The sequence below is a fragment of the Peribacillus sp. FSL M8-0224 genome, from assembly GCF_038003055.1.
GTDB lineage: Bacteria > Bacillota > Bacilli > Bacillales > DSM-1321 > Peribacillus > Peribacillus frigoritolerans.
The window spans coordinates 3,787,335-3,800,662 of record NZ_JBBOOJ010000001.1 but is presented as its reverse complement, the minus strand read 5'-3'; the positions used below and the strand labels follow the sequence as shown (position 1 = coordinate 3,800,662).

Genomic DNA, 13,328 nt, shown 5'->3' with positions numbered 1-13,328 from the left:
GAGTGAAGGAAAATGAATACCTATAAACTATTGACGCCTGGACCGCTGACCACTACAAGTACGGTGAAACAGGAAATGCTTGTTGACCGCTGCACGTGGGAAAATGATTATAAAGAAATCACACAAAAAATCAGATCCCAGCTTCTTGAATTGGCATATGCTGCAAACGGAGAATATACGGCTGTACTTATGCAGGGAAGCGGCTCGTTTGTTGTAGAGTCTGTGCTGACGACTGCACTTTCAAAATCCGATAAAGTGCTGATCATTACGAATGGAGCATATGGAAAACGGATTGTGAAAATGGCGGAGTGCATCGGCCTGAATCATGTTGAATATGGCGTAGAGTACAATGAATATCCAAAGGAAGCTGAAATCCGGAACATTTTACTGGATGATCGCGACATCACACATATAGCGATGGTTCATTGTGAAACGACGACAGGGATTTTAAATCCGATAGAGATGGTTTCGAAGATATCAAACGAACAAGGGAAATCCTTGATCATTGATGCGATGAGCAGCTTTGGCGGAGTGGAGATGAATGTGCCTGAACTCGGAATTGATTATTTGATCAGCAGTGCGAATAAATGCATTCAAGGAATCCCTGGTTTTGGTTTCGTCATTGCAAAGCTTGAGAAATTGTTGGGCTGTGAAGGCAATGCCCGCAGTTTGTCCCTGGATTTATATGACCAGTGGAAAGAGATGGACAAGGATGGGAAATGGCGTTTCACATCTCCAACACATGTAGTGGCCGCGTTTGCTAAAGCGCTGGAAGAATTAACGGAAGAAGGCGGCATCCCAGCCAGATTCACCCGTTATAAAAATAATAATGATAGGCTGAGGGAGCTGATGGGGAAATTGGGCATACATGCATACATCTCACCTGATAAACAATCGCCTATCATTACAACTTTCCTTTTTCCAACTGAAACCTTTGATTTTGGGGACTTCTACAATTTCATCAAAGAGAGGGGCTATGTAATTTACCCCGGAAAGCTGACTGACATAGATACTTTCCGGATCGGCAATATTGGCGAAATCCATGAAGAAGATATCGAGGAACTAGGCAGAATCGTAGAAAAATATATGAAAGTGGTGACAGTATGAATAAGGTAGAAGGAATCATTTTGGATTGGGCTGGAACAGCGGTGGATTTTGGATGTTTTGCACCAGTGAATGTTTTTGTGGATATTTTTAAGAATGCTGGACTGGACGTGACGATGGAGGAAGCCAGAGCTCCGATGGGCATGCTGAAAATCGACCATATTCGTGCGATGCTGACCATGCCAAGGATATCCTCGTTATGGGAGGAGCAATACGGAAGGCCATTCAATGAGGAAGACGTTGAAAAACTATATGCTGAATTCGAACCGGCGCTGATGATGTCATTGGCGGATTATACAGATCCCATTCCAGGGGTTATCGAGACGGTGGAAGCATTAAGGAATCGCGGCCTGAAGATTGGGTCGACAACGGGCTATACGGATACAATGATGGAGGTCGTCACAGCAAATGCTTTGAGAAAAGGGTATGGGCCGGATTTCCATGTAACTCCGGATGCAACCCATTCGATTGGAAGGCCATATCCTTACATGATCTATCGGAATATGGAAAAATTGAAATTAGCGGCATCTTGGAAGGTAGTGAAGGTAGGCGATACCATTTCCGATATGCAAGAGGGAGTGAATGCTGGGGTATGGTCGGTCGGAGTCATTGTCGGAAGCTCTGAGATGGGATTGAGTTTGGATGAGTATACGAGTTTGCCAGAAAGAGATAAACAAGATCTCATCTCTAAAACGGCAGATATCTTTTTGAAAAACGGGGCAGACTTCACCATCAAAACGATGGAGGAACTGCCTGAACTCATAGATCATATCAACCTTCTTATAGCGGACGGGAAAAGACCTCGTTCAAGCTAACATTCAGTGCTAAGAAAGTGCAGCATCTTTCATCCTTGAGGAGGGATGAAGGATGACTGCACTTTTTTTCAATGTTATACATACGCGTGAGGATTTTTTTTGAAATTTAACTCGACTGCTTATTGTAAAAAGTGAGAAAAGAGTGTACGATTAACTGAGAATGATAATCAATCACATTTGATTACCGGGGAGTGGACGTAGATGGAACAGCAGGATTTATTTGATGTAACGGTTATTGGGGGAGGGCCAGCAGGCCTTTACTCCACTTTTTATAGCGGACTTAGAGAAATGAAAGTTAAACTGATTGAATACCAGCCACGGCTGGGCGGGAAAATTCATGTCTATCCAGAGAAAATGATTTGGGATGTTGGAGGGCTGACACCGACTACTGGGGAAAAATTAATTGAGCAGCTAGTGGAGCAAGGTTTAACATTCAATCCAACAGTCGTCTTGAATGAGAAAGTGGAATCAATCACACGTAATGAAGAAGGTATCTTCGTTTTACATACGGCTTCAGGTCAAGTGCACTTTTCCAAGACGATCATTGTCGCGGTTGGCGGCGGAATCCTGAATCCGCAAAAGTTGGAAATAGACGGGGCAGAACGGTTTGAAGTCTCCAATTTAAACTATACTGTCAAGTCTTTCAATCGTTTCAAGGATAAGACGGTGATCATTTCAGGCGGCGGGAATTCTGCCATAGACTGGGCAAATGAATTAGAGCCCATCGCCAAAAAGGTGTACCTGACATACAGGAAAGATAGTTTAGCAGGACATGAATCACAAGCAAGGCAATTGATGGAAAGCTCTGCTGTTTGTTTCTTGAATACGACGATTACAAAATTGATCGCCTGCGACGATCATGAATCAATTGAGCATGTTGAACTGACGAATCACGCAACGGGAGAGGTATCTTACTTACCGATCGATGAAGTCATCATCAATCATGGTTATGAGCGTGATACATCGCTGCTTCGAAATAGTAAAGTGGACATTGCCATTGCCGACAACTATTATATTGAAGGTACTCCTTCGAGTGAATCATCGATGGATGGAATATACGCAGCCGGTGATATCCTTAAGCATGAAGGTAAATTGAACCTGATAGCAGGCACTTTTCAAGATGCTGCAAATGCCGTAAACAAGGCAAAGCAATATATCCAGCCTGACGCTCACGGAGTGGGGATGGTTTCTTCCCATAATGAAATCTTTAAAAAGCGCAATAGGGAATTGATCAAGGAAATGATGAAACCGGCTGGGGTACTTTAATGGGAGCGGATTTCTGAAAGCAGCTGGAACTTCATTGAGGGTTTGTATAATCTGATCGTTGATTTCCACTCCAGGCACTCGCTTTCCGCGGGCGGTCCGGGAGCCTTCTCGGAGCTCTTTGCGCCTGCGGGGTCTCCCTTGGACACGCTTTTCCAGCAGGAGTCTCGAACACCCATTCCAATCAACTGGAATGTTTTTTTAGAAAAATTTTAGGGGAACTGGCTTTTCTTCGGATTTTTCTACAGTTTAAAAGCTCCAGTGCCTCATTGGCCCTGGAGCTTTTAGTATCTTCGAAATTATAGAGATTCTTTGATGACCTTCTTGTAATGAAATACGGATAGGATTCCGAAGATCGAATACAGTGCCGTGTATAATGCCATGACGATGATCATCGGTGTCCAAACTTCGGTTCCGAATAAGAACCATCCTGATTGGACTGCGAAATAACTGTGAAGCAGCCCGACGATTAAAGGAATGCCGAAATTAAAAACCTGTTTTGCTTGGATTCCTCTTAGTAGGTCACCACGCGTGAATCCCAGTTTTCTTAAGATTGTATAATTGGGTTTTTCACCTTCACTTTCATCCATTTGTTTGAAATACAGGATACAGCCGGATGTGATGAGGAAGGTTAATCCCAAGAAGCCGACGATGAACATGATAAGACCCATATTCTTCTTCTGGGTGTTGAACATTTCTAATTGGGAATCATTCACATGTTCTTCTTTAAAACTCATTTTTTTGAATAGATCATTCGCTTTTTCAAGTTCAGCTTCATCCTTCACATCAATGCCGATATTAACGGATGATACTTTTTGGATTTTCGGGTCGACATCCTTTTTCAAACGGTCGAATATCGTTTGGTCTACAATGGCAACGGGCAATCCGCCACTCGTGAAGTAATAGGACAGGAAGGTATCATCATTCAATCCCATATATGTTTGCGGAATCACTTCATTTTTGCCCTTCAGTTCAATCTTTCCGGAATCCTTTAAGGATATGACATTCTCCATCATATTACTGTATCCGCTGAAAAGGGTCTCATCTTCAGCAAGGTTGATTCCTTTAACGGATTCATCACTGATGACGGGAACGGTCATGATGCCCGAATCGAAGTTCACTCCTTCGAGGCTCGTTTCCATTATTTCCTTTACATTGACATCCACTTGAATGACGTCAATCACCTTTGCGTCATAATCAATTTTACTGTCTGATAAAGCTTCTTTGAATGCATCTGCATCTCCCTTATCCGTCATCGAAAAATCGGTAGGGATACTGCTTTGTGCCATTCTCTCCGCTGAGTAGTAGGAGATATAGCTTAATGATAATAAACCGATTGCCAAAGCGGAAACGGTCGTGATGATCGTCAACAATATCGCATTCGATTTCATCCGGAACATGATGGATGAAAGGGACAATACTTCATTGATGTTCAAATAGCCATTTTTCTTTTTACGGACGATATTAAAGATGAAGCTTACGGATCCTTTATAGAATAGGTAGGTCCCGATGATGACGGTTGCCAGAATGACGATCATGGCCATGAAAAGCTCGGTCATCTGTGTAAATGCTCCATCGAATAATTTGGATGAAACGACATAGCCAGTAATGATCAGCATGATCCCGAATATCCCGATGATCATTTCGACCATCGAAACCTTCTTCACTTTTCCTTCCGTCATGGAAGTCACTCTAAATAATGATAGAATGGTTTGCCTTTTAATGAAGGCATAATTCATCAACATGATTAAAAGATAGATGGCGCTAAAAACGAGCAAGGTTTGCACTAGCGGCTGAAAAGAAAATGTAAGAGTCGCGATTGCCTGGACACCCATTATTTTAAATAGGATCATGATGATCAATTTTGAAGCGGCAAACCCTACAAAGATTCCCAGAAATACGGAACAGAAATACAGGATCAGGTTTTCCACACTCAGGATACGGAATATCCTGTTCTTCGTCATGCCTATCAATTGGAATAAGCCAATTTCTTTACTGCGTCTTTTAATGAAAATGCTATTGGCATATAAAAGGAATATGGAAACTATCGCAACAAGCAGGATTGATGCTGCCTTGATGGAGGCGGCCCCTTTCACCGTACCCTCCGCTTCATCCAGCGCAGGGTCATATTGCAAGGTGACAAAGGCAAAGTACAGGGAAGCGCTGAAGATCAGGGCAAACACATACAGATAATAGTTCTTCAGATTCTTTTTCAGATTTCGCAAGATGAGTTGATTAATGCTCATTTTGAACCCCTCCCAATACACCTTGTGTTTTCATGATGTCCTTGAAGAAGATTTGTCTGGATTCTTCACCTTTATTCAATTGTGTATATATTTGTCCATCTTTAATGAAAATGACTCGGCTGCAATAACTGGCGGCCACGGGATCATGGGTTACCATGATGATGGTCGCTTTGTGCTTTTTATTCATTTCGCTCAGTTTGTTCAGTAAATCGGAAGCTGATTTGGAATCAAGCGCCCCAGTCGGTTCATCCGCAAAAATGATGCTTGGATCATGGATGAAAGCCCGCGCTGCAGACGTACGCTGTTTTTGACCACCGGAAATTTCATTTGGGTATTTATCCTTCACTTCATATATGCCCAGTTCCTTTGCCACGCTATCAAACTTTTGTGCCGCTTCATTATTTGGCGTTTTTGTAATGGATAAGGGCAGAAGGATATTTTCTTTGACAGTCAATGTGTCCAATAGGTTATATTCCTGGAAAATGAAGCCCAAGTGGTTCTTACGGAATTCGGCCAAATTCTTTTCTTTCATCCCTGAAATCTCTTTACCATCGATTGTAATGGTGCCGTTGCTGATTTTATCGATCGAGGAAAGGACATTCAGCAAAGTCGTTTTTCCTGAACCGGAAGCACCCATGATACTTACGAATTCGCCTTCTTGTATGCTTATATCAAGACCCTTTAATACTTCTTGTTTATTGAATTTATTACCATAGCTTTTATGGATTTTTTTCGCTTCTAATATATTCATTTGGATACACTCCTTTTTTTCTATATCCTCATTATAAAAGGCCATGTATTTCTTTTCCTTCGTTTGGACGAACAAAGAATAAAAGCATGTGACACTTTTGTCACATGCTTGTGATATTCACGAAATCATTTCTTTTTGGGAAGGTCAAGGTAACGGTCGTCCCGGTTCCAGGCACTGATTTCACATCAATGGAGATGAATAGGGACTCGGCCGCATTCTTGGTTAAATATAACCCCATGCCGGTTGCCGCATTGTCACGATGGTTTGTCGTGGATGTAAATCCTTTATCAAATATGCGGGTTAAATCCTTTGGGTCAATTCCCCGTCCGGAATCCTGCACTTCAAGAACCGTTTGTCCGGCTCGCTCATGGCTATAAATTTTGATATCTGAATTTTCACTGTATTTAATGGAGTTGGTCAAGAGCTGCCTCATGATGAAGGCCAGCCATTTGGCATCACTAAGCACTTCGGTTACGTCCAATTGTATGTCGAAGCCGATTCCTTTTTGAATGCACCATGATCGCAGCGTTTTAATCTCATCAAAGATTATTGTTTCCAAATCGGTTTTCTCTATATACAAATCATTTTCGATGAAAGGCATGCGCCTTTGATGGAGCTGCTGATCAAGAAGAAGATGAATGCGCAGCCACTCATAAGTCAAGTGTGATTTCAGCAATTCATCATCCAAGCGGTCAATCATTAAATGCATCGCCGTCAATGGTGTCTTTACTTCATGAATCCAAGATAATAATTCATCCTTCTCCTGCTCTAAAGTCATTTGACCGATTGCAGCGGACTGCTTCAATAATTCAGTTTGGTTAATGATGCTGTTTTCTATGATTTTTTCGAAAGGGCTCTCTGGTTCGGCTATATTCGTTATATCCAGGTTGTCTTCCCTCACTTCTAAACTTTTATAAAAATACGTTTCTTTTTTATAGCGGAATATCAGAAACATACTGAATATGAGCAAGGATAAAAAAACAATATACAGTATGGGCTTTAACGGAATGGCCGAATCAAGATAGGCGACAAAGATAATGAATAGATGAAGAAGGATGTAAAAGGTGATCCAGCTGAACCTTTCCACGAGATATTTTCTGATCATGCATTTGCCTCTTCTACGGCGATATAGCCCTGTCCGACTTTCGTTTCAATATAATGACCTAAACCCAGTTCATCCAACCTCTTTCGTAAACGGTTCACATTAACAGTAAGGGTGTTATCGCTTATAAAACGTTTGTCATCCCATAGGCTGTTGATCAATTCTTCGCGGCTTACGATCTTGTTTTTCTGTTCAATGAGCTTTTTCAAGATGAAAATTTCATTTTTCGTCAATTCGATTGTGCCCGTCTCGGCCGAAACCGTGTTCTTCTCGTAATCCACGGTGGCGCCGCACCAGGTTTTCAATTCGATCTTTTCCGTATTGTAATTATAGACACGGCGAAGGATGGCCTGTATCTTCGCGATGAGTACATCGAAATGAAAAGGCTTCTGAATAAAATCATCAGCTCCAAGCTGCATGGACATCACCATGTCCGTAGGATGATCACGTGATGATAAAAAGATGATGGGAACATTGGAATGGGACCGGATCATTCTGCACCAATGAAATCCATCAAACTTCGGCAACTGTATATCAATGATGACCAAATCAGGTTTTATGTCCGTGAATTCCTGAACCACCTTACTAAAATCGCCGATTCCGTAAATATCATAAGACCATTGCGCCAATCTATCTTTAATTTCATTGAATAACGTCGTATCATCTTCTATCAATAGAAGTTTAAACAATGGGTTCACCGCACTTTCCAGCTTTTTCTTAAAAGTATATAGTAAAACCTTTATAGGTTCTAGAGGAAGGGGGGACAGGGGAGGTAATAGACTACTGGTTGTGTGTAAACCATTATTATATTAAAATTGACATAATGAATGGAGGAAGTGAATTTATGCCTGATTTTCCTAATTGCCCTGCATGTGATTCAGAATATACATACGAAGACGGAAGTCTTTTTGTTTGCCCGGAATGCGCCCATGAGTGGACGATGGAAGCGGAAAACGAAAATGGTGATCAAAAGAAGGTTATCAAAGATGCTAATGGAAACGCCTTGAATGATGGTGATACCGTTACGGTAATCAAGGATCTTAAAGTGAAAGGGAGCTCATCCGTTTTAAAAATGGGCACTAAAGTCAAAAGCATCCGTCTAGTTGATGGAGATCATGATATTGATTGCAAGATTGATGGTTTTGGTGCAATGAAATTAAAATCCCAATTTGTTAAAAAGGTATAATGATAAAAAACGGCCTAATCCATTGATTAGGCCGTTCTTTATTACGTTCCTTCTTAATAAACTTTGTCACCGTTAAAGATTGAATTCTTAACGACCACATAATCCACATTCCGGATGGCTTCCAACTTGGTACCGCCTGCATATGAAATGGATGACTGAAGATCTTGTTCCATTTCCTTCAACGTATCTTCCAAAGATCCTTTGTGCTCGACAAACATCTTTTTGCCTTCAACGTTTTTCTTTTCACCTTTTTGGAATTCAGAAGCTGAACCAAAGTATTCTTTAAAGGTCTTTCCATCTTTCTCGATCGTTTGACCAGGAGATTCTTCATGTCCGGCAAATAGTGAACCGATCATGACCATTGAAGCTCCAAATCTAACCGATTTGGCAATATCACCGTTCGTACGAATGCCGCCGTCGGCGATGATTGGCTTGCTTGCCGCTTTTGCACACCAGCGAAGTGCAGCTAATTGCCAGCCGCCCGTTCCAAATCCAGTCTTGATTTTAGTGATGCATACTTTCCCTGGTCCAATGCCCACCTTTGTAGCATCTGCACCGGCATGTTCCAATTCACGTACCGCTTCAGGAGTGCCCACATTTCCTGCAATGACAAAACTTTCAGGTAAATGTTTTTTAATATGCTGTATCATCTTTATCACGGCATTGGAATGTCCGTGTGCAATATCTATCGTAATGTATTCAGGTACAATGTTGTCATTCGATAATTGTTCGATGAAACCGTATTCTTCATCTTTAACGCCGACACTGATGGAAGCGATCAATTCTCTTGCATGCATGTCTTTAATGAAAGTCAGTCGTTTTTCTGGCTCAAAACGATGCATGACATAAAAGTAACCGTTTTCAGCCAAGTAAATGGCAATCTTTTCATCAATGATCGTTTGCATATTGGCAGGTACTACAGGTAACTTGAATGTATGTTTACCTAAAGTAACGGATGTATCACACTCAGAACGGCTATTTACTACACATTTTGCAGGAATTAATTGAATATCTTCATAATCAAACACGTTTTCCATGTTATGCACCTCTATATACGAATATTTTTGTCTTTTTTAATAAAAATTGTTCGCCCATTAGGTAATGTACATCATTTTTGACAGTAAGTCAAAATTTTTATTGGTTTTATTCTGGTTTTATTTCAACTTGATGGGAAATCCGTTACAGGGTAGGGAGCTGAAAAGGACGAATGAACATGTTACTTTGGAACGTTGATTTCCACTTCAGGCACTCGCTTTCCGCGGGCGGGCGGGAGCCTCCTCGGCGCGCCTGCGGGGTCTCCCAAGCCACGCTTTCCCCGCAGGAGTCTCGCGGATTACGTTCCAATCAACTTTGTTTTATTTAGATAGATCCCTTTTGTTCACAAACTAGATAATAATTGTTTGCCGACAGCTTTTTTGTGGGTTTGTAAAATGGGAACGTTGATTTCCACTTCAGGCACTCTCGATTTCCGCGGGCGGGCGGGAGCCTCCTCGGTACGCCTGCGGGGTCTCCCAAGATGCCACGCTTTTCCCGCAGGAGTCTCGCGGATTACGTTCCAATCAACTTTGTTTTATTTAGATAGAACCCCTTTGTCTACAAACAAGATAATAATTGTTTGCTAACATTTTTTTGGGGTTTGTAAAAGGGGAACGTTGATTTCCACTTCAGGCACTCGCTTTCCGCGGGCGGGCGGGGGCCTCCTCGGCGCGCCTGCGGGGTCTCCCAAGCCACGCTTTTCCCGCAGGAGACTCGCGCCTTCCGTTCCAATCCCCTTTGTTTTAATTAGATAGAGCCCTTTTGTTTACAAACTAGATAATAATTGTTTGCCGACAGCTTTTTTGTGGGTTTGTAAAAGGGGAACGTTGATTTGCACTTCAGGCACTCGCTTTCCGCGGGCGGGAGCCTCCTCGGCGCGCCTGTGGGGTCTCCCATGCCACGCTTTTCCCGCAGGAGTCTCGTCCCTTCCGTTCCAATCACCTTTGTGTTTTAAAAGAAAAAACTGCAGGTTCGTCTTATTCCGAACCATGTTTAAGACTAGTTTATCTTTCTATTTTTCCCTGTAATCCTTAATGGATGGAAGAAATGTGCGACACTCCTGCCGAATAACTGGCTGGCCGAGACCCCGGAGACGTTTAAGTCGAGGACGCTTGGCAGGCAGTCGGCGGAAAGGGAGCGGGTTCTGAAATCAACTGGTATTTTTTTGTCTACAGTCTGAAATACTTAAGTATTTTCACCAATCAGGACGACTTTTACACCTTTACGTTTTTTTACATCATCTTAACGTTGACCGACATGGCACTAAGTTAAAATGAAAATGGGTAACGAATAAGAATGGGGGGATTGGCATGAAGGTTGAATTACATTGTCATACGAACGTTTCAGATGGTTCCAGTTCTTTTGAAGAATTATTGGAGGTTGCAAAAAGGGAGAGCATTGGCCATTTAGCGATTACGAATCACGATACAACAATGAGATTGCAAGAGATGGTGGAACGGGGTAAGGAAATAGGAATTGAAATCATCCCTGGTATCGAAGTTTCCGGTTATGACTTTGCAAGAGGAAGGCGTGTACATATTTTGGGCTATTTTGTTGAGCCTGGTCATAAGGCCCTTGAGGATTTATGTAATCCACTGATTGAAAAGAGGAATGCAGCTTCTGAAAAAATGGTGGAACGGCTGATTCATGCAGGATATCGAATAACTTGGGATCAGGTATCTAAATTCAGGGGAGGAACCGGTGTTTATAAACAGCATATTATGCTGGCGCTTCGGGAATCGGGGTATACGGATTCTATCTATGGAGATTTGTATAAGAAAATCTTCAGCCGCGGCCAAAATGGGGAAGAGCCGGGCATTGCCTTTATTCCTATGGAGTATGTGGATGCCATACTGGCTGTGAAGGCGATTCGTGCTGCAGGAGGCGTCCCGGTCCTTGCTCATCCTGGACAATACGGGAGCTTCGAAATTATCCCTGATCTTGTAAAAGCAGGGCTTGAAGGGATTGAAGTTCTTCACCCGCATCATGGTCATGCAGAAGAGGAAAGAGCGATTTCATATGCAGATCAATATAATCTCATTAAAACAGGAGGTTCGGATTTTCATGGGGATTATGGGGAGAAGCCGATTCGGCTTGGCAGTATGAGCCCTGGAACGGAATGTGTGAATGCTTTGAAATTAAGGAAAAAAAGCATGGCCATTAATGATGTGGTATTGAAAAATATCGATCTATGAAACCAGGAATTTTGCTGTGAGAGTGGCATGTTTACATGCTGGATTAGGAATTTGAAAGAATGAACATGCAGGGGATTGTATGGAAAAAGATCGATAAAATAAGTGCTTCCTTTCGTTCTGGTAATTGACCAGGACTTTTTTTTTACAAGAAAATCATGATAGCTTCATATTTTCTCATTACACTGACAGTAACAAGGAAATTATATGTAAAGGGGGATTTTTGTTGGCGGAAAAAAACTTTTTAGTGGATCATTTGATATCTGAAATTAAGAGTGGGACCTTTCAATTGGATAAAAAGTTACCTTCAGAGCATATACTCGCCGATCAATTTAATGTACCAAGAATGGTTGTCAGGAAAGCATATGAGCAGCTTCAAGATTTAGGCTTTATCTATTCGAAGCAAGGTAAGGGAAGTTATGTCCAGGAAACCAAGAAACAAATTCCGTTAATTCTATCCGGAGATGTCAGTTTCACCGAGAAAATGAAGGAATTCCAGTTTTCCTTTCAAACGAGTACTATTTTTTGCGAAGAAATTTCTTATGATCGGAAGATTTTTCGAAGCCTTGAGGTGGAAAGTGATGATAAGGTCTTTAAAATTGGCAGGCTTAGGTTAATGGACGATTTCCCGATTGCTCTCCATACATCTTTTGTAGCAAAATCAACATTTCCTGAAATAGAAAAAGACGGTCCGGATATAACCTCCATGTTTCAATATTATCGGCAGCGTGGCTTTGTAGAGTTCGGATCCAGCAGGAGCACGCTGAATGTGATTTTTCCCACTCTTTTCGAACGGGATATTTTGCAGTGTTCAAGTTTGATTCCACTTTTGCAAGTGGAATCATTATGCCGGGATAAGCGGAGTAATCAAGTCCTTGAGCACACGGTCATAATCTATCGGAGCGATTGTTTCACATATGTTATATAAAAACTTCCATTCCAGATATCGATCGAATTCACTAGTAAATGCCTTGAATTCACGAGTAAAAGTACGAAACTCACGAGTAAATGCCCCGAATTCACGAGTAAAGGTACGGAACTCACGAGTAAATACTCCGAATTCACGAGTAAAGCACGAAATTTGAATAGTGCAGGCCCGGCTTTAACAAATTTCATACAAAGATTTACTCTTTCTTAACGTACGTTCACTTGGCAACAAGATACATTGAAGATGTTAGCTTGAAACTAAAACATTGGAGGCCAATGGAATGAGAAGAAGGGAAAGAACCGAGATTTTGATTCAAGGCTCTGAGGACATTGCGAAGGAATTTGCCAAGGAAATAGCCATGAAATATAAAGTTACCGTCATTCAAAAGCCAGAGAGTGCCCTTGTGTTGCTAAAGACAAGGGAAACGGCAAAAAAGAGCTTGTTTTATCTAGGGGAAATGCTGGTGACAGAATGCACGGTCCAAATCAAGGATTCAATCGGGATTGGTATCGTTAAGGGACAGCGGGAAGAACTGGCACATAGTTTAGCGATCATTGATGCCGCTTATGAGGCTGATCTTGGCGAAACAAGGTCATGGTCACATGTTTTAGAAAATGAGAAGAAGAATATACAAAAAAATCTTCAAGAGCTTAATCGATCGATCTTAAGAACCAAGGTTAACTTCGAAACAATGGATGTTCAATAA

Annotated in this window: 12 protein-coding genes; 7 read left to right on the top strand and 5 right to left on the bottom strand. The window is 41.8% G+C overall.

Annotation, left to right across the window (positions count from 1 at the left end; translation table 11 throughout):
* Positions 1 to 12: 12 nt before the first annotated feature.
* From phnW to MKX49_RS18230, 3 genes are all read left to right on the top strand, one after another.
* Positions 13 to 1,107, top strand: coding sequence for a 2-aminoethylphosphonate--pyruvate transaminase (phnW, locus tag MKX49_RS18240; protein WP_340877240.1), 1,095 nt, complete (start codon positions 13 to 15; stop codon positions 1,105 to 1,107).
* The gene (gene phnX / locus MKX49_RS18235) at positions 1,104 to 1,919 is read left to right on the top strand and encodes a phosphonoacetaldehyde hydrolase (protein WP_340877239.1); all 816 of its coding nucleotides are present in this window, start codon (positions 1,104 to 1,106) and stop codon (positions 1,917 to 1,919) included. Before phnW ends, phnX begins: the two co-directional genes overlap by 4 nt.
* Before the next feature lie 201 nt (positions 1,920 to 2,120).
* The gene (locus MKX49_RS18230; RefSeq protein ID WP_072273406.1) at positions 2,121 to 3,185 is read left to right on the top strand and encodes an NAD(P)/FAD-dependent oxidoreductase; all 1,065 of its coding nucleotides are present in this window, start codon (positions 2,121 to 2,123) and stop codon (positions 3,183 to 3,185) included.
* 296 nt (positions 3,186 to 3,481) lie between these two features.
* Here the strand turns inward: MKX49_RS18230 and MKX49_RS18225 are convergent, their stop codons facing one another.
* The 4 genes from MKX49_RS18225 to MKX49_RS18210 all read right to left on the bottom strand — a co-directional run bounded on the left by MKX49_RS18225 (position 3,482) and on the right by MKX49_RS18210 (position 7,970).
* The gene (locus tag MKX49_RS18225; RefSeq protein ID WP_340877238.1) at positions 3,482 to 5,428 is read right to left on the bottom strand and encodes an FtsX-like permease family protein; all 1,947 of its coding nucleotides are present in this window, start codon (positions 5,426 to 5,428) and stop codon (positions 3,482 to 3,484) included.
* Positions 5,418 to 6,179 (bottom strand): ABC transporter ATP-binding protein, encoded by a 762-nt coding sequence (locus tag MKX49_RS18220; protein WP_340877237.1) that lies wholly within the window; start codon positions 6,177 to 6,179, stop codon positions 5,418 to 5,420. The genes MKX49_RS18225 and MKX49_RS18220 overlap by 11 nt, the downstream gene beginning before the upstream one ends.
* A 100-nt stretch (positions 6,180 to 6,279) precedes the next feature.
* Positions 6,280 to 7,284, bottom strand: coding sequence for a sensor histidine kinase (locus MKX49_RS18215; protein WP_340877235.1), 1,005 nt, complete (start codon positions 7,282 to 7,284; stop codon positions 6,280 to 6,282).
* Positions 7,281 to 7,970 carry a response regulator transcription factor gene (locus MKX49_RS18210; RefSeq protein ID WP_048689368.1) on the bottom strand — a complete coding sequence of 230 codons (690 nt, stop codon included), beginning with the start codon at positions 7,968 to 7,970 and terminating at the stop codon, positions 7,281 to 7,283. Before MKX49_RS18210 ends, MKX49_RS18215 begins: the two co-directional genes overlap by 4 nt.
* A gap of 155 nt (positions 7,971 to 8,125) precedes the next feature.
* On the opposite strand from MKX49_RS18210, the gene MKX49_RS18205 reads away from it, so the two are divergent.
* A complete protein-coding gene (locus MKX49_RS18205; protein ID WP_251541810.1) occupies positions 8,126 to 8,467 on the top strand; it encodes a zinc ribbon domain-containing protein YjdM in 342 nt (113 codons plus the stop codon).
* A 53-nt stretch (positions 8,468 to 8,520) separates the two neighbouring features.
* On the opposite strand, the gene guaC is transcribed toward MKX49_RS18205, so the two are convergent.
* Positions 8,521 to 9,504, bottom strand: coding sequence for a GMP reductase (gene guaC / locus MKX49_RS18200; protein WP_340877234.1), 984 nt, complete (start codon positions 9,502 to 9,504; stop codon positions 8,521 to 8,523).
* 1,308 nt (positions 9,505 to 10,812) lie between these two features.
* Between guaC and MKX49_RS18195 the strand changes: the two genes are divergently transcribed.
* The 3 genes from MKX49_RS18195 to phnG all read left to right on the top strand — a co-directional run bounded on the left by MKX49_RS18195 (position 10,813) and on the right by phnG (position 13,328).
* Complete coding sequence (locus MKX49_RS18195; protein ID WP_283905866.1) at positions 10,813 to 11,697, top strand: PHP domain-containing protein; 885 nt, start codon at positions 10,813 to 10,815, stop codon at positions 11,695 to 11,697.
* Positions 11,698 to 11,920: 223 nt separating this feature from the next.
* Positions 11,921 to 12,622, top strand: coding sequence for a GntR family transcriptional regulator (locus MKX49_RS18190; RefSeq protein WP_340877233.1), 702 nt, complete (start codon positions 11,921 to 11,923; stop codon positions 12,620 to 12,622).
* A gap of 280 nt (positions 12,623 to 12,902) precedes the next feature.
* Positions 12,903 to 13,328: a phosphonate C-P lyase system protein PhnG gene (gene phnG, locus MKX49_RS18185; protein WP_202311534.1), complete on the top strand. Its 426-nt coding sequence runs from the start codon at positions 12,903 to 12,905 to the stop codon at positions 13,326 to 13,328.